Annotated in this window: 16 protein-coding genes and 1 tRNA gene; 15 read left to right on the top strand and 2 right to left on the bottom strand. The window is 64.1% G+C overall.

The window, feature by feature from the left end; all coding sequences use genetic code 11:
* Positions 1-483 precede the first annotated feature (483 nt).
* The 7 genes from rpoD to ASG39_RS02065 all read left to right on the top strand — a co-directional run bounded on the left by rpoD (position 484) and on the right by ASG39_RS02065 (position 6,948).
* A complete protein-coding gene (rpoD, locus tag ASG39_RS02035; RefSeq protein WP_062592313.1) occupies positions 484-2,538 on the top strand; it encodes an RNA polymerase sigma factor RpoD in 2,055 nt (684 codons plus the stop codon).
* Between the two features lie 346 nt (positions 2,539-2,884).
* Positions 2,885-3,460 (top strand): GNAT family N-acetyltransferase, encoded by a 576-nt coding sequence (locus ASG39_RS02040; RefSeq protein WP_062592315.1) that lies wholly within the window; start codon positions 2,885-2,887, stop codon positions 3,458-3,460.
* A gap of 182 nt (positions 3,461-3,642) precedes the next feature.
* Positions 3,643-4,875 carry a DUF930 domain-containing protein gene (locus tag ASG39_RS02045; RefSeq protein WP_162242399.1) on the top strand — a complete coding sequence of 411 codons (1,233 nt, stop codon included), beginning with the start codon at positions 3,643-3,645 and terminating at the stop codon, positions 4,873-4,875.
* A gap of 105 nt (positions 4,876-4,980) precedes the next feature.
* Positions 4,981-5,334, top strand: coding sequence for a DUF1428 family protein (locus tag ASG39_RS02050; protein WP_062592319.1), 354 nt, complete (start codon positions 4,981-4,983; stop codon positions 5,332-5,334).
* A 79-nt stretch (positions 5,335-5,413) separates the two neighbouring features.
* Positions 5,414-5,836, top strand: a complete 423-nt coding sequence (locus ASG39_RS02055) for a secondary thiamine-phosphate synthase enzyme YjbQ (protein WP_062592321.1) — start codon at positions 5,414-5,416, stop codon at positions 5,834-5,836.
* A gap of 118 nt (positions 5,837-5,954) precedes the next feature.
* Positions 5,955-6,359 (top strand): nuclear transport factor 2 family protein, encoded by a 405-nt coding sequence (locus tag ASG39_RS02060; RefSeq protein WP_062593338.1) that lies wholly within the window; start codon positions 5,955-5,957, stop codon positions 6,357-6,359.
* A gap of 208 nt (positions 6,360-6,567) precedes the next feature.
* Positions 6,568-6,948, top strand: a complete 381-nt coding sequence (locus ASG39_RS02065) for a hypothetical protein (RefSeq protein WP_062592323.1) — start codon at positions 6,568-6,570, stop codon at positions 6,946-6,948.
* 246 nt (positions 6,949-7,194) lie between these two features.
* Here ASG39_RS02065 and ASG39_RS02070 read toward each other — a convergent pair whose 3' ends face one another.
* A complete protein-coding gene (locus tag ASG39_RS02070; protein ID WP_062592325.1) occupies positions 7,195-7,944 on the bottom strand; it encodes an SIMPL domain-containing protein in 750 nt (249 codons plus the stop codon).
* A 163-nt stretch (positions 7,945-8,107) separates the two neighbouring features.
* Here ASG39_RS02070 and ASG39_RS02075 point away from each other — a divergent pair.
* Together ASG39_RS02075 and ASG39_RS02080 are read left to right on the top strand one after the other, a co-directional pair.
* A tRNA-Ile gene (locus tag ASG39_RS02075) sits at positions 8,108-8,183 on the top strand.
* Between the two features lie 281 nt (positions 8,184-8,464).
* Complete coding sequence (locus ASG39_RS02080) at positions 8,465-9,835, top strand: FAD/NAD(P)-binding protein (RefSeq protein WP_062592327.1); 1,371 nt, start codon at positions 8,465-8,467, stop codon at positions 9,833-9,835.
* Positions 9,836-9,870: 35 nt separating this feature from the next.
* Here the strand turns inward: ASG39_RS02080 and ASG39_RS02085 are convergent, their stop codons facing one another.
* Positions 9,871-13,245 (bottom strand): DNA methyltransferase, encoded by a 3,375-nt coding sequence (locus ASG39_RS02085; RefSeq protein ID WP_062592329.1) that lies wholly within the window; start codon positions 13,243-13,245, stop codon positions 9,871-9,873.
* A 265-nt stretch (positions 13,246-13,510) separates the two neighbouring features.
* On the opposite strand from ASG39_RS02085, the gene ASG39_RS02090 reads away from it, so the two are divergent.
* The 6 genes from ASG39_RS02090 to ASG39_RS02115 all read left to right on the top strand — a co-directional run bounded on the left by ASG39_RS02090 (position 13,511) and on the right by ASG39_RS02115 (position 18,763).
* Positions 13,511-15,037: an aldehyde dehydrogenase (NADP(+)) gene (locus ASG39_RS02090; RefSeq protein WP_062592331.1), complete on the top strand. Its 1,527-nt coding sequence runs from the start codon at positions 13,511-13,513 to the stop codon at positions 15,035-15,037.
* A 157-nt stretch (positions 15,038-15,194) separates the two neighbouring features.
* Positions 15,195-15,953: a sulfite exporter TauE/SafE family protein gene (locus ASG39_RS02095; protein WP_062592333.1), complete on the top strand. Its 759-nt coding sequence runs from the start codon at positions 15,195-15,197 to the stop codon at positions 15,951-15,953.
* 67 nt (positions 15,954-16,020) lie between these two features.
* A complete protein-coding gene (locus ASG39_RS02100) occupies positions 16,021-16,629 on the top strand; it encodes a DedA family protein (RefSeq protein ID WP_062592335.1) in 609 nt (202 codons plus the stop codon).
* Between the two features lie 150 nt (positions 16,630-16,779).
* Entirely contained in the window at positions 16,780-17,322 is a 543-nt protein-coding gene (locus tag ASG39_RS02105) for a sigma-70 family RNA polymerase sigma factor (RefSeq protein ID WP_132532106.1), read from the top strand.
* Positions 17,319-18,044 (top strand): anti-sigma factor, encoded by a 726-nt coding sequence (locus tag ASG39_RS02110; protein WP_062592337.1) that lies wholly within the window; start codon positions 17,319-17,321, stop codon positions 18,042-18,044. Before ASG39_RS02105 ends, ASG39_RS02110 begins: the two co-directional genes overlap by 4 nt.
* Before the next feature lie 161 nt (positions 18,045-18,205).
* Positions 18,206-18,763 carry a fasciclin domain-containing protein gene (locus tag ASG39_RS02115; RefSeq protein ID WP_062592338.1) on the top strand — a complete coding sequence of 186 codons (558 nt, stop codon included), beginning with the start codon at positions 18,206-18,208 and terminating at the stop codon, positions 18,761-18,763.
* Positions 18,764-19,059 lie beyond the last annotated feature (296 nt).

The raw sequence follows: 19,059 nt of genomic DNA on the forward strand, positions 1-19,059 counted from the left end.
GCTTGTGATCTGAGACTTACGCTACACGGTTACTGAGGTGTCGAGCCGAGCCCGAAGCGCCGTGCTTCCGTCAAGCTTTCGTCTTGGCTCTGTCTTGCCCTTGTCTTGCGGGCGAAAAGACCTACATCTGCCTAGCAGATCGAGACAGCGGCAATGCCAAGCCTTAATTCCGGCGTTTTTCGCCTTATTGCGCTGTTTTCTGCCGGAAGAGCTTGACGTAGCCGAAGAATCTGGGAATCAACCGTCTTTGGCTTGGAAGGTTTATTGGATACGGCGGAAACGATCATCATGCAAGTGATGTTTGGAACGTGCTGCTGTCGCAGCCGACCGGGATGATCGCGGCAGTGCCGTGGTTAATCGGGAATTAATATCAGCCCGTTAGGTCAGGGGTAATGTTCGCGGTGTTGCGCCTTCGAGGCGCCCGGGCCACACGGCTCGTCACCGCTCCAACGTGGAATGCTGGTCCAAAGAAAGCGACGAAGAATGGCAACCAAAGTCAAAGAGAACGAAGAAGCCGAATCTGAACGCGACGGCGCAACGGACGGCCCGCTTCTCGATCTCTCGGACGACGCGGTCAAAAAGATGATCAAGGCCGCCAAGAAGCGCGGCTACGTCACGATGGACGAGCTGAACTCCGTGCTTCCGTCCGAAGAGGTGACCTCCGAGCAGATCGAGGACACGATGGCCATGTTGTCCGACATGGGCATCAATGTCGTCGAGGACGAAGAGGTCGACGAGAACGCCTCCGGCGGCGAGGAAGAGGCAAGCGACGACGAGCCCGACAGCGAGGGCGGCGAGATCGCCACCTCCAGCGGCACCGCGCTCGCCACCGCCAAGAAGAAAGAACCGACGGACCGGACCGACGATCCGGTGCGGATGTATTTGCGCGAGATGGGCTCGGTCGAGCTTCTGTCGCGCGAGGGCGAAATCGCGATCGCCAAGCGCATCGAGGCCGGTCGCGAAACGATGATCGCGGGTCTCTGCGAAAGCCCGCTGACGTTCCAGGCGATCATCATCTGGCGCGACGAACTGAACGAAGGCCAGACGCTGCTGCGCGAGATCATCGATCTCGAAACGACCTATTCGGGTCCGGAAGCCAAGGCCGCGCCGCAGTTCCAGTCGCCCGAGAAGATCGAGGCGGACCGCAAGGCCGCCGAGGAAAAGGAAAAGACCCGCCGTTCGCGCACCAGCGAAGACGACATCACCAATGTCGGCGGCGAGGGCCTGCCGCCCGAGGAAGAGGAAGAGGACGACGACGAGTCGAACCTGTCTCTCGCCGCGATGGAAGCGGAACTGCGCCCGCAGGTCATGGAAACGCTCGACATCATTGCCGAGACCTACAAGAAGCTTCGCAAGCTGCAGGACCAGCAGGTGGAGCTGCGGATGCATGCGGCCTCTGGATCGCTGAGTTCCGCGCAGGAAAAGAAGTACAAGGAGCTCAAGGACGAGCTCATCACGGCCGTGAAGTCGCTGTCGCTCAATCAGAATCGCGTCGATAATCTGGTCGAGCAGCTTTACGACATCAACAAGCGGCTGGTGCAGAACGAAGGCAAGCTGCTGCGGCTGGCCGAAAGCTACGGCGTGAAGCGCGACTCGTTCCTGGAGCAGTATTCCGGCAGCGAACTCGTGACGAACTGGATGGAAACGGTCAGCAATCTGACGGCCCGCGGCTGGGCGCCTTTCGTGAAGAACGAAGAGCGCATGATCAGCACGATCCGTGGCGAGATCCACAATCTCGCAACGGAAACCGGCATCTCGATCTCGGAATTCCGCCGCATCGTTCACATGGTGCAGAAGGGCGAGCGCGAAGCCCGGATCGCCAAGAAGGAAATGGTGGAAGCCAACCTTCGCCTCGTGATCTCGATTGCCAAGAAGTACACCAACCGTGGTCTTCAGTTCCTGGACCTTATCCAGGAAGGCAATATCGGCTTGATGAAAGCGGTCGATAAGTTCGAGTATCGGCGCGGCTACAAGTTCTCCACCTATGCGACATGGTGGATCCGGCAGGCGATCACCCGCTCGATCGCCGACCAGGCACGCACGATCCGTATTCCGGTGCACATGATCGAGACGATCAACAAGATTGTCCGCACATCGCGCCAGATGCTGCACGAGATCGGCCGCGAGCCCACCCCGGAAGAGCTGGCCGAAAAGCTGGCGATGCCGCTCGAAAAGGTCCGCAAGGTCCTCAAGATCGCCAAGGAGCCGATCTCGCTCGAAACCCCTGTGGGCGACGAGGAGGACAGCCATCTCGGCGATTTCATCGAGGACAAGAATGCGCTGCTGCCGATCGATGCGGCCATTCAGGCGAACCTGCGGGAGACGACGACGCGCGTGCTGGCCTCGCTGACGCCGCGCGAGGAGCGCGTGTTGCGCATGCGCTTCGGCATCGGCATGAACACCGACCACACGCTGGAAGAGGTCGGCCAGCAGTTCTCGGTCACGCGCGAACGTATTCGCCAGATCGAGGCGAAGGCGCTCCGCAAGCTCAAGCATCCGAGCCGGTCGCGCAAGCTGCGCTCGTTCCTCGACAGCTAGGCTGAGGCATTCGACCGGCGTGCCGGTCACCACGTCAGAGCAACGGCGTCCGCATCAGCGGGCGCCGTTTTTGTCTATCGGGTGGAGCGCAATGGGCAGGGTGTCTTCGACGTCTCGCGCCGGCATACCGAGAAGCGCCGTTTGCTTGCGCCGGCTTGACGGCGGGGATCGGCCTGCATAAGCTCCGCATCATGAACATGATCTCCGCCATGACGACCTGCATCGTGACATCCCTTACGGGGTGCGCGGAGCGTTGTCGGGACTGATTTTTCTGTTCCGCCGTCCGTGCCGCCTTCCATAGGGTGGCCCGGAGACGGCTCGCCCTTGAACCACCAAGGAGCGACCCATGCCCTCTTTCTTTTCTCCCGAACGTCTTGCACCCGGTCGTCACCGGCCGGATGGCCTGACCCTCCGCGCAGCCGAGCAGCGCGACGTCGCCGGCATCACCGCCCTCGCCAACCTTCCGCTTTATCGCGCGGGAACGCAGAGGCTACCGTTCCAGAGCGAGGAGGCCACGGCGCGGTGGCTTGGCGCAGGCGGCGAGGCGGCATCGCCGCCCGTGGTGGCGGACCTCGGCGGGCAGATCGTCGGCATCGGTGGTCTGCATCGCCAAACGGGACGACGCCAGCATGTCGCCATTCTCGGGCTTGGCGTTCACGACGGTTTTCAGCGCCGGGGGATCGGTGCGGCACTTCTCGATGCGTTGCTGGATGCGGCCTTCAACTGGCTGCAGATCCGACGGGTGGAGCTGACGGTTTTTGCAGACAATGCCGGCGCCATTTCTCTCTACGAAGGCGTCGGGTTCGAGCGCGAGGGCCTGTTGCGCGCCTACGCGTTCCGGGACGGCACCTATGCCGACGTCCTTGCCATGGCCTTGCTGGCACCGGGGCTTTGCGAACCCACGGCCGGGATCGCAGACTGATCGTCATCGACGTTTGGGACAAGCGGGCGCGATCGCCTCTGGCTTGGTTTTCTGGCGCCAGATCGCTTAATCGCGTTGCGATCTTTCCGGTTCGCCCCTGACGCTTCAGCGTCTTGTTTTGCACATATCCTTGTTGCAAAAGCGCTGCACACTTTTGCGCGACATGCTTTATGTCCATCTCCGTGACATCAGAACCTTCCCAGCGCCGCTCCAACAGACCGATCCTCGCGATTCTTGCCTCGCTTGCGTTGCATGCCGCGATCATTGCGCCGTTCGTGCTGCGGCTGCCGGATCGTGCGGCCGAGGAACCAGTGGAGCAGAGCGTCACCGTGGAGATCGTTCCGGAACCGGAGAAGACGCCGGAGCCCGTCGAAAAGCCTGAGACGACGACGGAGAAAGCGCCCGAGCCGCGGCCCGAGGCGCCCAAGCCTCAATCCGCACCGTCGAAGCCGCCGCCACCACCAACACCACCGGCACCTGCTTCGACATCGACCCCGGCTGAGCCGTCATCGGCTGCTGCGCCCTCGCAGCCTTTCGAGGCGTCGGCAGCAGAGGAGACCGACGCGCCGCGGGAGGCTGTCGATCTGCCGGCGCCGGATGACAAGGCCCTGAAAGAGGATGTGCCGACGCAAGAGCCGGCAGAGGATGTGCCTGCAAGCTCTGCGGATGCCGCGGACAAACCGTATGCCAAGCCCGCTTCCTCTTCGGATGCGCCCGTTTCGGAAACACGGCCGGATGCACCGACGCCGGCCCCGACGCCGCCACAACCGGCCGAGACACCGCCAGCCATGCCGGAGGTGCTCACCGGAAAAACACCCTTGACAGAAGGAGAGGAGAGCGAGGCCGCTACCCTTGCGTCTCCTCCATCCTCCATCCCGCCTCCTGAAACAGCACCGCCGCCACCGCTTTCGTCCGCGGAGAAGCCCGACGTCCGCCCGACAACCGAAAGCCGCGCCGAAGCACCGATGACGCCGGACGAGCAGGCGGCGTTCGTTCCGGCCAAGCCTGCGGTACCGGTGACGAAGCCCGATCCCGAGCCCGCCCCGAAGGCGGCGAAGACGCTTTATGCCAGAAATATTCTCGCGGATCCGCGCGTGCGCGGTGCCTTGGGCAGACTGTCGCCCGAGAAGCGGATCGTCCAGATATGCGGCATCGAGGCACTCGAGCAGGCGCGCCATTCCAGCGCTTCCTTCCGGCCGGACCTTCTGAAGGGCTTCGGCAAGAATGGCGGGCTTATCGCCGGGCCGCATTTGAGCGCGCGGGGTGGCGCGGTCCGGTCCCGCGGGGTCTGGCGCGAAATCACCTTCGACTGCACCGTCAATGCCGCATTCGATGCGATCACCTCCTTCCGTTTCGCCATCGGCGACACGATCCCTCGCAGCGACTGGGCAGCCCGTGGGCTTGCTGCCGATTGATAACCCAGGTTTTCAGGCCGTCCGGCCATTCCCCGGGGAACAACTCGTCAGCCATCGCTTTCCTTCGCCAGAAGGAATGCGCGCTCTGCGCGTGGAAGGGGGATTATGATGTATGTGGATGGCTTCATCGTCGCTGTCCGTCGGGACCGGCTGGATGCCTATGCCGATCTCGCGCGGCAGGCCGGCGCGATCTGGAAGGCGCATGGCGCGCTCGACTATGTGGAATGCATCGGCGACGACCTGCCTTACGGGCAGCTCACCTCGTTCCCGCGCGCCGTGCAGGCGACGGCCGACGAGGTGGTGGTCTTTGCCTGGATCGTCTATGCCTCGAAGGCCGACCGCGACCTGATCGTGCCGAAGGTCATGGCCGACCCACGGCTGAAGATCGATCCGGAGACCATGCCTTTCGATGGGCAGAGACTGATCTATGGGGGTTTCGATATGCTGGTCCGGGCCTAGATTGCCGTCGGCAAACAGGCTTCCACCGAAGGAGCCATCGCCTTATGGTCCTGCCGCAGAAGCGATCTCGGGAGATCTCATGCCGCAAACCATGCTGACCCTGTCCACCCGGGGTTCCGGGCTCTACGAGTTTACCGACGAGGTCCGCGCCTTCGTGCGCCAATCGGGGATCGAGGAGGGTTTGTTGACCGTGTTCGTCCGGCACACCTCGTGCTCGCTGCTCATTCAGGAGAATGCCGATCCGGATGTCCGGCGGGATCTCGACATGTTTTTTGCCCGTCTGGTGCCGCCGTCGGACGATCCCTCGATGCAGTGGGTCGTCCATACCGACGAAGGCCCGGACGACATGCCGGCGCACATCAAGGCGGCGCTGACCGCGGTGTCGATCGGCATCCCGATCGCCAGCGGCCGCCTCGTGCTCGGCACGTGGCAAGGCCTCTACCTGTTCGAACATCGCCAGCGTCCGCATCGGCGCGAGGTCGTCCTGCATATCGGTCGCTAGGATCGACACCGTAGCGAAGGTTCAAGCCAGGCCATCGCTTGACATCGGCATTTCAGACCGCATCTCTTCTCTTGAGCCTTTGCTTTGACACGCGCCGAGCCGATGAGGGGGAATGATGATGACGGACGTTCAGACCATTGCCGAGCGCTTCATGGAGGCGCTGAACCATCGCGATTTCGAGACCATCGCCGGATTTCTGGATGAGGATGCGGCGCTCGACACGCTCACCGGACTGCGCGCCATCGGCTCGCATCCACTGCGCCTGGCGATCATGAGCTATTTCCGCCACTTCGACGAAACCTTTTCGGATATGGTGCCAATGCGCGATCAGCTGGGCCAGCGCGTTGCCGTCGATGTCACGGCCCGGGGAACCTACCGGGAAAGCATGGCCGGCTTTCCGACGGCGACGGGCCAATCCTATTCGATCCCGAGCGTCTTCGTTTTCGAGTTCGACGGGCCCAGCGTGACGCGTCTCACGCATTATCGCAACATCCGCATTTTCGAGCAGCAATTGCTGCGCTGAAGCGCCGGCCACCCTGGCCGACAGGCATGGTTTGCCATGCTGCGACCGTCTTCACGCGCGCTTTCGAGATGAACGATTCCTGAATGTACGGTTTCACGTACATTCAGCTTCCCCGCGCTAGAAAGGATGCATTCGCCGGACAACGGCGCAACTGACGCGCGCCTCGCGGAGACGGGGGACGCGTTTTTGAAGATCGAGGAAACGCACCATGAAAACCATGATGACCCGACTTGCCGTTGCCGCAATGATCGGCGTGTCCAGCCTTTCCGCCTTCGCCGGCGCGGCCTCCGCCAACGAGATCCGCCTCGGCCTCTCGTCCGGCTCCGTCGTCGATGTGCAGTATCGCGACGAACGCGACTGGCGGCGCGACCGCCAGGATCGCCGGCACGATCGCCGCGATTGGGGCCGTGAGCGTCGTGGCCATTGCGCACCGTGGCTGGCGGCCGACAAGGCCGGTGCCTATGGCCTGCGCCGCGCCCGCGTCGTTGCCGTCACACCGCGCCGGGTCGTGGTCGAAGGCCGCTTCCGCGGCGGGTTCCGCACGATCGCCTTTGCAAACATGCGCGGCTGCCCGCGGCTCGGCCGCTAACAGCCGCCTTCGCCGCCCATAAGCGAGGCTCGAAACAGCAAAGCCTGCCCGGTCAAAGCGATCGGGCAGGCTTTGCCAATGACAGGGGTGTCGTTGCCGGCGTCCGCTGCGCAGGTTCGGAGAGAGCCAGCGGGTATCAGCGACCATGCTCCTTGCTTGCAGCAATGCTGCGAACGAAGCGGTCGGTTACCCCACGCGGACGACAGAGCGACGCGCCGCAGCCGGCCCGCCGCTCTTCGTTGTGTTTCAGGGATCGATCGCGAAGGTCAGGTTGACGGTGACGTTGTAGTTGTTCTCCCCGTTCGCGATCGGAACGGCCGCTTCGGCCAGATCCTTGGCCATGGCGCGGGCCATCATGGGCACGGGTTCGGGGCGCCCGGCATTCTCGTTGATCTCGATCACCCGGCCCAGCTTGACGCCAGCGGCGTCCGCCAGGGTTTTTGCCTTTGCGATCGCATCGGCCACGGCGGACTTGCGGGCCTCATTGAGGGTCGCGTCCGGCTTGTCGTTGGTAAACTGGATGCTGCCGCCCTGGTTGACGCCGAGCGTTACCGCCTGGTCGATGATCGCGCCGAGCTTGGCGATCTCCCGCAGCCGCACGGTCAAGGTGTTGGCGACCTGATAGCCGATGAGAGTCGGGGGCTCGTTGCCATTGTTGTTCTCTGGATAGCGATATTGCGGATTGACCGCAAAACCGGAGGTCTGCAGATCACGATCCGCGATGCCACTGGTGCGCAGCGCAGCCAGAACATCGGTCATCGACTTGGAGTTGGCATCGAGCGCTTCGCGCGCCGTTTTCGCATCGGTGACCACGCTGAAGGAGACGATCGCCATATCCGGCGCGACGCTGACGCGCCCCTCGCCACTGACTTCGATCACGGCCTCGCGCTGCGGCGGCGGTGTCTGGGCCGAAGCGGGCAGGGCCGTCGCGGCCATGACGGAGAGAGCGAGAGCGGGCACGAAACCACCCAGGAGGGTGCGGCGCAGGCGGAGCATTGACGTCATATCGGGTTCTTTCTCTTCATCTATTTCGTCCCTGCAACCTTGTTGCGGATCGATTGTGAAGGGAATACGGCGGCGCCTTGTGACAAACCCGAAATTCCGCTAAAGCCATCCCGCGGAGGCCACCATTGACCTCCCAAAAACGGCACCGCCGTCAGGGCCTGTAGCTCAATGGTTAGAGCCGGCGGCTCATAACCGCTTGGTTGGGGGTTCGAGTCCCTCCGGGCCTACCACATCAATTTTACTTTCAGTGATTTATATCGCCGTTCGCCATGGTGATTGTCCAAACGTTTAGCCAGTTCGATTCTTGACCGGATATCCCGTGGTAACCGGCGCGAACTGTCGCGTGCGCGTCGCTGTCATTCCGCCCCTCAATGGAAATCATCCCGCCCTATCGTCTATCAAATCACTCGACAAACGTCCGCCTGTCTCTACCTTGGGGCTGGCGCGGTCGTTGACGCTTCGGGCTGGCTCGGGTGCGGCGATTTGCGGCGAAGTTTAGGGAGGACAGGTTTTGGTGTATGATGTGGCGGTTGTCGGTTCGGGGTTTTCGGCCATCGCGGTCAGCGTTCACCTGTTGCGGTCGCTGCCGGCGTCGGCCAGCATCGCGATCGTCGGCGACGATCCGGCTTTTGGCCGGGGCACCGCTTATCGGACCGAGTTTCATCTGCACCGGCTGAACGTGCCGGCCGGCCGCATGAGCGTTTTTCCCGATGAGCCCGATCACTTCCTTCAATGGCTCGAGCGGCAGGGAAGAGGCATCTCGCGTGACGAGTTCGCGTCGCGCGGGGATTACGGGCTGTATCTTCGGGACACATTGGCCTCGCTGCTCAGGGACCGGCCATCGCGGGCGAAGCTCGATTTCATCCGGGCGAAGGCGACGGGATGCGTTCGCCTGGCGGATGACGGGCTGCTGTTTCAGCTTGCCGAGGGTGAGAGCCTGCAGGCGCGGGCGGTGGCCCTGTGTCTCGGTGTCGGCACAGCGGATCTGCCGCTTCGCGACGCGCGGATCGCCGAGCCTGCCCGGCGGCGGCTCGTGCGCAATCCCTGGCGGCTGAAATGGCTGTCGAAGGTCAAGCCCGAGGAGACGGTCTCCATCCTCGGTTCGGGACTGACGATGATCGACCAGGTGCTGACGCTGCGCGCCCGCGGCCATCGGGGCGTCATTCACGTTCTCTCGCGGCGCGGCCTTGTTCCGCATGCCCATGCCCGCCATCATGGGGCAGCCGTGCTGCCCGATCTTCCCGACGATCCGCTGACGGTGAGCGGCATTCTGAAGGCGCTGCGGAGACAGGTTCGTCAGGGTGCGGAGTGGCGCACGGTGATGGACGGCCTGCGGCCGCGAACGCAGGCGCTGTGGCAGCGCCTGTCCCCGCCCGAGCGCGCCCGCTTCCTGCGGCATGCGCTGGCCTGGTGGAACATCCACCGCCACCGTGTCGCGCCGCCCGTGTTCGAGCAGTTCGATGCCTTGCTGCGGGACGGCAGCGTGAAGGTTCATGCCGGATTTCTGAACGAGATCGGCTTTCGGGACGGCCGCCCCTGTCTTGCCTACCGGCCGCGCGGCGGGCGGGATGGCGTGTCCCTCCCGGTCGATTGGGTGATCAACTGTACCGGCATGGAGCGCGCGGGCATCGGGCATTCGCCCTTGCTGGTGCATATGGCGGACCAGGGGATCGTCGTTCCCGACGGTCTGGGTCTCGGTTTGCGTGTCGACGGCCTGTCACGCGCCATCGGCGCCGATGGCAACGCGCTGCCGGGCCTCTATGCCGTGGGTGCGCTGACGGCGGGGCAATTCTGGGAGATCACGGCGGTGCCGGACATTCGGGTGCAGGCGCAGACGGTCGCAAACGCCATCATCGCCGAGCGCGCGGTTTCCGTCGCCTAACGTCACGATCGCGTCGTTCCGTGCCCTGAGAGGCGTCAGGCGGCGCGGCGGAAGGCGAAGGTGCGGCCCATGTCCGCGGTGGAGACCAGCCCCATCCGGTAGAGCGAGGCCAGCACGCTCGCGACCGCGGGACGGACCCGCTGACCCTGGCGAAAACGTCCCGCAATGCCTGCGGCATCGACAGCGCCACCGGCCGCAATGAGAGCATCGATGACGAGGGCGGTCTGGGCGGCGTCGTTGCGGCTGGGGAACGGGGGAAGGCTTCCTCTTGCCGCGATGCCAAGGGCCGGACCGAGATCGGCCTCGATCTGCAGGGCTTTCTCGGTTTCGGAGCCGAAGCGTTCGATCTGGTAGTCCGGGCGGACCCACCGAACGATGCCGCGCTTTTCCTCACGCGTGCGCTCTTTGTTCAGGGCCAAGAGATGGGCCAATATGTCTGTGTGCGCCAAGTCCGCCGGCCAGCCATAGGCGGCGGCTACCGCCATATCCAGCTCGTCGTGCAGCTCCTTGAGGATCAGAACGAGACCGTCCTCGAAAATACGGCGATCCCTGCGCTCCAGCCTGTCGGGATGCGTGCCGGAAACGATAAGGTCGAGCACGTTGTAGAGGCCTGTCAGCGTGAGATGCGGATGGTCGGCGAGCACGCGTTTGCGGTGGGCGTCGAGCGCTTCACCGAGCAGGCCGATCGCTTGCCGGTCTGTGTTCGACAGCACGGGGAATGGGAAGGGGTCGAAGCAGCGGGATTTGGAGTAGCGTGGCCTGTCTTCCAGCGTGCCGCCCTGTGCCGATGCCCAGATCGTGTGCCAGCGCGACGAGAGGATGCCAAGATCGGCTGGGTCGGCTGTTGCGATGACGACCAGCATGTTGTCGGGAAGAACGTCCGCATCGAGGAACTGGAAGACGCGATGTTTTGCCGTCTCGACCGTGGCGACGAAGCGGGAGAGGCCCGCGAGCGCGGGGCGAAGCTCGCGACGGGGTTCGCCGAAGATCCACCAGTTGTCGCGATAGGTCGCCCTGTTGTTGCGATCGCGCTCCGGCTTCACGGTCAGCAGCAGGTGCTGGTAGACCTCCGGATAGAGCCTTCGCACCGCGTCCTGTGTGCACCCGAACAGATCGATGGCCATGACCTCCCGCGGCCGCTTCGTGAGATCGCGGCCGTTGCGATAGTTTCGGATATGTTTTTCAAGGCCCGGATGTCTGTCGCGGCCGAGATGGCCGGCTTCCTTCGCCGTGACGATGAAGCCTTTGCCGTGGAGAGAGACCCCGCGTGAGGATAGGCCGAAATTTGCGCTTAAAGGTGCGGCTGCACCCATGTTCGCGCCTGTCGTAAGGTCGGAGTTTATCGTGCCGATCGTCTCGCGAAACAGGATCACCGGCGTGTCCGTGGCCACGCCGTCTTCCGATACCACCTGCATCAGCTGGCCTTCCAGCTTCCCCGCTTCCGCGACCGTCATGGCGATGCGCACCGCGGCGCTGTCGCGCGTGACCTTCGTCCACGGATGGTCGGGAATGGCCATGACCAGCGAAAGGGGAGACTTGGCCCCGAGATAGCGTTCCATCACCCGGCGCTGGAAAACCTGGCTGATGGAGTTGGTGGTGACGAAGCCGAAGCGTTTCAGGCATGAGCCTTTGCGGGTCAGGAGTTCTGCCGAGCGGTCCCACCAGTACATGACGAAATCGGCACTCTCGTTCATATGCGGATGCGCGGCCCAGAGCGCCTGCGCATAGGGCTGGCCAAGACGGGCCCGCAGGTCCTTGCCGCCGATGAACGGCGGATTGCCGACGATATAGTCGGCCTCCGGCCAGTCCGGTCGGCGCGGGTCCTCGGGCGAGACGAGCACCGCATCCATGCAGCGGATATTGTGGAACGCCTTGAGGATCGGCTCGGAGGGGATGCCGCCATTGTTGCGGAAATGCAGTTGCAGATGGCCGATCCACAGGACGAGCTCGGCGATGGCCGCGGCGCGGGGATTGACCTCCAGGCCCAGGAACTGATGCGGATCGACCGTGTGGCTCTCCAGCCCGTGAAGCGCTTCCTGTCCGCCGAGATCGGTCAAGGCTTCCAGCACATCGCTTTCGAGCGTCTTCATCAGTTCGAGCGAGACATAGAGAAAGTTGGCGGTGCCGCAGGCGGGGTCGAGGATGCGCAGATTGCAGAGACGGTCGTGAAAGGCCTGGACACTGGCGATCGCCTGACGCTCGCGGCCTTCGCTCTTCTGTCGATCCGCCGTCGCGCGGATGCCGGCCCATTCGAGACGCAGCGGTTCGATCACCGTGGCGATCACCAGCCGCTCCACATAGGCCCGCGGCGTGTAATGCGCGCCAAGGCGCCGCCTTTCCCCGGGGTTCAGCGCCTGCTCCAGGAAGGTGCCGAAAATCGCGGGCTCGACGTCCTTCCAGTCGTGGTCGGCGGCCGCCGCCAGTTCGCCGATCTCCTCGCGCCGCAGCGGCAGGGCCCGGCGGTTGCGAAAGAACTCGCCGTTGAAGCGGCGCACCGGGTGGCGGATGGTGGCGGAGAAGCCGCCTTCGTCCATCGCGCGCCAAAGCTCCTCCATCATGCCGGGAAAAATCTCTGGTCGGTCGGCGCAATCCTTCAGGAGACGCTTGAAGCTGTTGCGGGGCAGGAGATCCACGTCTTCGGCAAACATGGTGAAGAGCACGCGCATCAGGAACATCGCCACGTCCTCGGTCGGATGCCCTGCCTTTTCCAGCGCCTGCGACACCTTGGCGATGCGGGTCGCGATCTCGCGGGTCACCTTGGCGGCGTGGCGGGCGGGATCGAGCGACAACGGGTCGGACCAGATGGAGACGAGACGCTTGCGAACGGCCTCGTCGCGCAGATCTTCGAGGTAGATGCGATAGGTCCGGCGGTCGGGAAAAATGTCGTAGGCTTTTCCATCCCGGCGGAAATTGGCATAGATCTCGATGCAGTGGCCGACATCGCAGACGAGCAGAAACGGCGGCGGCTCGTGATCGGGCGGCAGCAGGCGCACGTAATCTTCGGCCTGGGCGCGCGCATTGCGCATCAGTACGTCCCAGGCACGCCCGGCACCGCGCCGTCCCCGCGTCTGCGGTTCCATGCCGGGAAAGGGCAGCATGTTCTCCGCCGATCCCGCCGCGCCGCGCAGGCTCTTGTCACCGAAGATCCGGCTCTGCTTGGCTTCGAGCACGAAACAGTCCCGCTTGTAGAGGTCGATCCGGCGGCGCGTCGGGGCGCCATCGCGGTTGGGCTCCCGCACGACGCGCTCGAACACATAGTCGTTGGCTTCCGTGCTGGCCGCCGCCGGCTGGGCGTGTGGCAGGCCGAGCAGATCGCAGAGTTCGGTGAGAAACAGGGCGTAGTTGGCGCGCTCCTGCCCACCTTCCTGCCCCTGCCACCGACGAATGAACGTTTCGACCACAGACTGCACGCTTGGCCCTCTTCGAAGCGACAGTTCTCCGAAACTTCCGGCGAGGATGCAAGTAAAAATTACATTTCAACTTATCGCTCTTTTTGCGTGTATCGTCTGGTCTGTCGTGTGAGCCGAATTACCGCGCCGTCGTACGGATATCTGGCGCCTGCGGTTTAAATCGCTGCCGCCGCGCCCTATACAGACCCCGACACGCTTTGGTGCGACCTGCGCCGGGCGACTGGCGGCGCCAATGCCGCCTCATGACAGGACGAAGGAGACGAGCATGACCCTCACAGGCGAACTTCTGATCGGTGCAACGGCGCGGCGCGGGCAGGGCGGTGCGATCACCGGCTATGATGCGGCGACGGGTGCGGCGCTGCCCACGGTGTTTGCCGGGGCGACGGCTGCCGACGTCGAGGAAACAGCTGCGCTCGCCTGGGACGCCTTCGCGATTTATCGCGAAACGGCGCTGGAAGCACGTGCCGCCTTCCTCGAAACCATCGCTCAGAACATCCTCGACATCGGCGACAGCCTGATCGAGCGGGCGATGGCCGAATCCGGCCTGCCGCGCGGACGGCTCGAAGGGGAGCGGGGCCGCACCGTCGGCCAGTTGCGCCTGTTTGCCGCCGAAGTCCGTGCGGGGGATTTCCAGAGCCTGCGCTTCGACGCAGCCGATCCGGAGCGCAAGCCTGCGCCGAAGCCGGACCTGCGCCTGCGCAACATCGCCATCGGCCCGGTTGCGGTGTTCGGCGCCTCCAATTTTCCGCTTGCCTTCTCCGTTGCCGGCGGGGATACGGCATCGGCCCTCGCGGCCGGCTGCCCGGTGATCGTCAAGGCGCATTCCGCCCATCCGGGAACCTCGGAACTGGTCGGCCGCGCGGTGCAGAAGGCGGTTGCCGATTGCGGACTGCCGGCCGGGACCTTCTCCCTGCTGTTTGACGAGGACAGGGCGATCGGCCAGGCGCTCGTCGCCGATCATCGCATTCGTGCGGTCGGCTTCACCGGCTCGCGCGCCGGCGGCACCGCACTGATGAAGATCGCGGCGGAACGCCCGGTGCCGATCCCGGTCTATGCCGAGATGAGCTCGATCAATCCCGTCATCCTGTTCCAGCACGCGCTTGCCAACCGCGGTGCCGCCATCGGCAAGGCCTTCGCCGGATCGCTGACGCTCGGTGCGGGCCAGTTCTGCACCAATCCGGGCCTGATCCTCGCGATCGACGGTCCCGGCCTCGATGCCTTCATCGCGGCCGCCGGCGAAGCGTTGAGCGCCATTCCCGCGCAGACCATGCTGACGAGCGGGATCTGCAAGGCCTATCTTTCCGGCGTCGCACGCCTGTCGGGCCATGCCGAGGTGAAGACCTTGGCCGAAGGTCTGGAAGGGACGGCGACGCAGGGTCGGGCAGCCCTGTTCGAGACCAGCGCCAAATCCTTCCTCGCCCATCACGAATTGCAGGACGAGGTTTTCGGTGCCGCCGGTCTCGTCATCCGCTGCGCCGATGCCGCAGAGCTCGAAAGCGTCATCGATGCCATGGAGGGCCAGCTGACGGCGGCGCTTCACATCGACGCGGCCGATCATGAGGCTGCGCGTACGCTGCTGCCGAAGCTCGAACTTCTGGCCGGACGCCTGCTCGTCAACGGGTTCGGCACCGGCGTCGAGGTCTCGCCGGCGATGGTTCACGGCGGTCCCTATCCGGCAACGTCGGATGGGCGCACGACCTCGGTCGGGACGCTCGCGATCTATCGCTTCCTGCGCCCGGTCAGCTATCAGGACATGCCGCATGCCCTTCTGCCGAAAGCGCTGGCTCGGTAATTTTCGACGTCACCAACGCACTTTGACCGGTGTGTGATCGAAGGACTTGACGACGCGCCGCCGATCCTGAACAGATCGGCGGACACGCCGTCGCCTGCAGACCCGTCTCGACTTCGGCATACTCTTGCGTCGAGGCGGCGTCCGTGCCGGCAATCTCATGATCGAACATACGCCGTTGGTGATCGCCCTTGCCGTCGCCGCCGCTTTTCTGGTGGGGCTGTCCAAGGGCGGGCTGCCGATGGTCGGCACCATTTCGGTGCCGCTCCTGGCACTCGTCATCTCGCCGGTGACGGCGGCAGCGCTGCTGCTGCCGATCTATGTCGCAAGCGACATGGTCGGGCTCTATCTCTATCGCGAGGACTTTTCGCGCCGGAACCTTGCGATCCTCACGCCTGCCGCCATCTTCGGCGTGTTTCTCGGCTGGCTCTTCAGCGCCCATCTCTCGTCCGTGGTGATCGGCGCGCTGGTGGGGCTCGTGGGCGTGCTCTTCTGCCTCAATATCTGGTTCGGCGCACGCTACCGGACGGTCGCGCGCGAGGCCGATGTGCCGCGCGGTCTCTTCTGGGGCACGCTCACCGGATTGACGAGCTTCGTCTCCCATTCCGGCGCGCCGCCCTATCAGATGTACGTGCTGCCGCAGCGGCTCGAGAAGATGACCTTTGCGGGCACGTCCACCATTCTCTTCGCCATCGTGAACGCCGTAAAGATCCTGCCTTACTGGCAGCTCCAGCAGTTCTCCAACTACGATACGTCGCTGGTTCTCTGGCTGGCGCCGGCTGCGATCATCGGCACGGTGGCCGGACGGCGCCTGACGCTGGTGATCCCCGATGGCCTGTTCTTCAAGATCGTGCAGTTCACATTGCTGCTACTGTCGATCAAGCTTATTGTCGATTACGTGATGACGCTGGTGCCGTAAGCCCCTTCCTTTCGCGCTGCAGCAACATAACATTGGGCTCGCCAAGACAGACGCGCTCCGAGGACCCATGGAAGATATCGTTGAAAGCCTGATGCAGATGTTCGGACCCTGGGGTATCGCGCTTCTGATGTTCCTCGAACACATCTTTCCGCCGATCCCCTCGGAACTCATCATGCCGCTGGCCGGCTATCGTGCATCGCAAGGCGATATGTCGATCGTCACCGTCATTGTCGCCGGCAGCATCGGCTCGCTGCTGGGAGTCATGCCGTGGTACTATGCCGGACGGAAGCTCGGCGAAGCGCGGATGAAGCGGCTCGCGGCGCGACATGGGCGCTGGCTGACCTTGACCGAGGCGGATGTGGATGCCGCAAGCCGGCGGTTTCGCGAAAAAGGCGCGACCGCCATTCTGGTCGGACGGCTCATTCCGACGGTGCGTACGCTGATCTCGGTGCCCGCGGGCATCGCCCGGATGCCGCTGTCCACGTTCACGATCTTCTCGCTGATCGGGACGGTCGCCTGGACCTCCGGTCTGGCCATGGCCGGTTATCTCCTGGGGCAGGCCTATGACGTCGTGTCGGCCTATGTCGATCCCGTCTCCACCACGGTCATGGTGCTGATCGTGCTTTTCTACGGCTATCGCGTCGCGACTTTCAAACCGCAGCGTGGCGATGCCTGATCTCGCGTTGCTAAGGCCGAGCCCTGTGACTGGACAGGCTTGAAAAGCGCGGTATCTTCCGCGGCACTGTCGATGAGCAGCGGACGATCTGCTCTTCCTTCGAAGCCACCGACCTATTCGGTGGTTTCTTCCCGTGAGAAAGGCGGCTTCGTGCCAAGTCTTGATATCGCCGGACTGATCGCGAAGGTCGCCATGGGCGACCGTGCAGCGCTGGCATCCCTCTATTCCGCAGTGTCCCCGAAACTCTTTGCCATCTGCCTGCGTATCCTCAAGGATCGCACAGATGCCGAGGACGCCCTTCAGGATGTCTTCGTCAAGATCTGGCAGCGGGCGGACCGGTATGCGGCGACGGGCGTGAACCCGAACGGCTGGCTCGCCGCCATCGCCCGCAACCAGGCGATCGACATGATCCGGGCGCGACGGCCTTCTGCCGACACGATCGGCGAGGAAGGGCTTGAGATTGCCGATAGCAGTCCCGATCCGGAGGCCGTCTCGATCGGCCTTGGCGAGGGGCGGCGGATCGACCGCTGCATGGGCGAACTTCCGCCGGAACGGGCCGACGCCGTCCGGAACGCCTATGTCGAGGGATTGAGTTACCAGGAACTGGCGGAACGCTATAATGTGCCGCTGAACACGATGCGAACCTGGCTGCGCCGCAGCCTGCTCAAACTGAAAGAGTGCCTGGAGCGATGACCGAGATCGATGACAGCGACAGAGACCGCTCCCGCGACGAGGTGCTTGCCGCCGAGTATGCCGTGGGCGTGCTGTCCTTCGCCGACCGGAAGCGGCTGGAGGCGCGGATCGAGCGCGAACCCGCTTTTGCGCTGCTCGTCGCGCAATGGGAAGATCGCCTGAGCCCTCTGGAGCTGCCGGCGGAGGAAGCGCCTCCGCATTCCGTCTATCCGAAGATCGAGGCGCGCCTTTTCGGATCGTCTGCCTCTGCCGGTGCACGACGCGGGGGCTGGTGGCATTCGGTGGCGATCTGGCGGGGCGTCGCCTTCGCCTCGATGGCCGCGGTCGTCGTTCTCGCGGCCCTGCAGCAGGGCCCGTTCGGCGCCAAGCCGTTGCCGGCTCCGGCACCTCTCGTTGCCGCGATGAAGGGCGAGGGATCGCCACTCGCATTGCTCGCCTCCTATGACCCCGCCAGCGGTCGTCTGGCGATCACGCCCGTGGCCGCCGATGCGGAAGCGCCGCGCTCGCTGGAACTGTGGCTGGTCCCGGGCGGCGATGCTGCACCCGTTGCGCTCGGCGTTCTGCCGCAGGATGGTCGGGGCGTGATCGACATTGCTCCGGCGCACCGCGCGAACCTGAGCGAAGGCATCACGCTTGCCGTCAGCGTCGAGCCGCCCGGCGGGTCGCCGACCGGTCTGCCGACCGGTCCCGTGATCGCGGCCGGTGAGGCCCATCACCCCTGACGTCGCATGTCTGAACAATTCGTCAATTTTTTTCGGCCGGATCTCGATCCGGCCGAAACTGTTTCCGCGCCGGCCTCGTCTCTGTTGTGTCACCCGAGACGTGATGCCCCAAAAAGCGCGATCGCGCCGGGCCGAGAACCGAACAGGAAGAGGAACCACCCATGTTGACGTCCGCACTCCGTACCATCGCCCTTGCGACACTCGTTTCCGCCACCGCCGTTTCCGCCTATGCTGCCAATCCGAAGGTCGGCGGCGCCGCCATGTTCGAAGACAAGAACATCGTCGAAAATGCCGTGAACTCCAAGGATCACACGACGCTGGTTGCCGCCGTCAAGGCGGCCGGCCTGGTCGAGACCCTGCAGGGCAAGGGCCCGTTCACGGTCTTCGCTCCGACCAACGAAGCGTTCGAGGCGCTGCCGAAGGGCACCGTCGAAACCCTTCTGAAGCCTGAGAACAAGGCCCAGCTGACCAAGGTCCTGACCTGCCACGTCGTTGCTGCCGACGCGATGTCGACCGCGATCGCAAAGATGATCAAGGACGACGGCGGCGAGCATGACGTGAAGACCGTCGGCGGCTGCGTGCTGAAGGCCAAGGAGATGGGCGGCAAGATCACGCTCACCGACGAAACCGGCGGCGTCGCTCATGTGACCATCGCCGACGTCAAGCAGTCGAACGGCGTCATTCACGTCATCGACAAGGTTCTCCTGCCGAAGATGTAAGTCTTAGCAGAGACATGACGGCAAGCCGGTCGTCCCGAAAGGGGCGGCCGGCTTTTTCACGTCCTCTCGCGGTGGCAGGCCCCCCGTTGACCCCCCTGTCTGTCCACCTGTCGGTCCGCTTGTCGGCCTGGCTCTTTCCATGTGTTCACGGAAGGGCGAACCGATTGAATGTGGGCGAGCCGTGCGGCGGATGCATGGGTGGCCTGAGGGCTTCGCGCTGGTTGGCTGCGGGGTGCGGGCGTATAAACCGGACATCGAACACGAACGGGGCGCAACACTTCGGAAACATCCAGACG

Origin of the sequence: Rhizobium sp. Leaf371 (assembly GCF_001424045.1) — a bacterium.
GTDB lineage: Bacteria > Pseudomonadota > Alphaproteobacteria > Rhizobiales > Rhizobiaceae > Ferranicluibacter.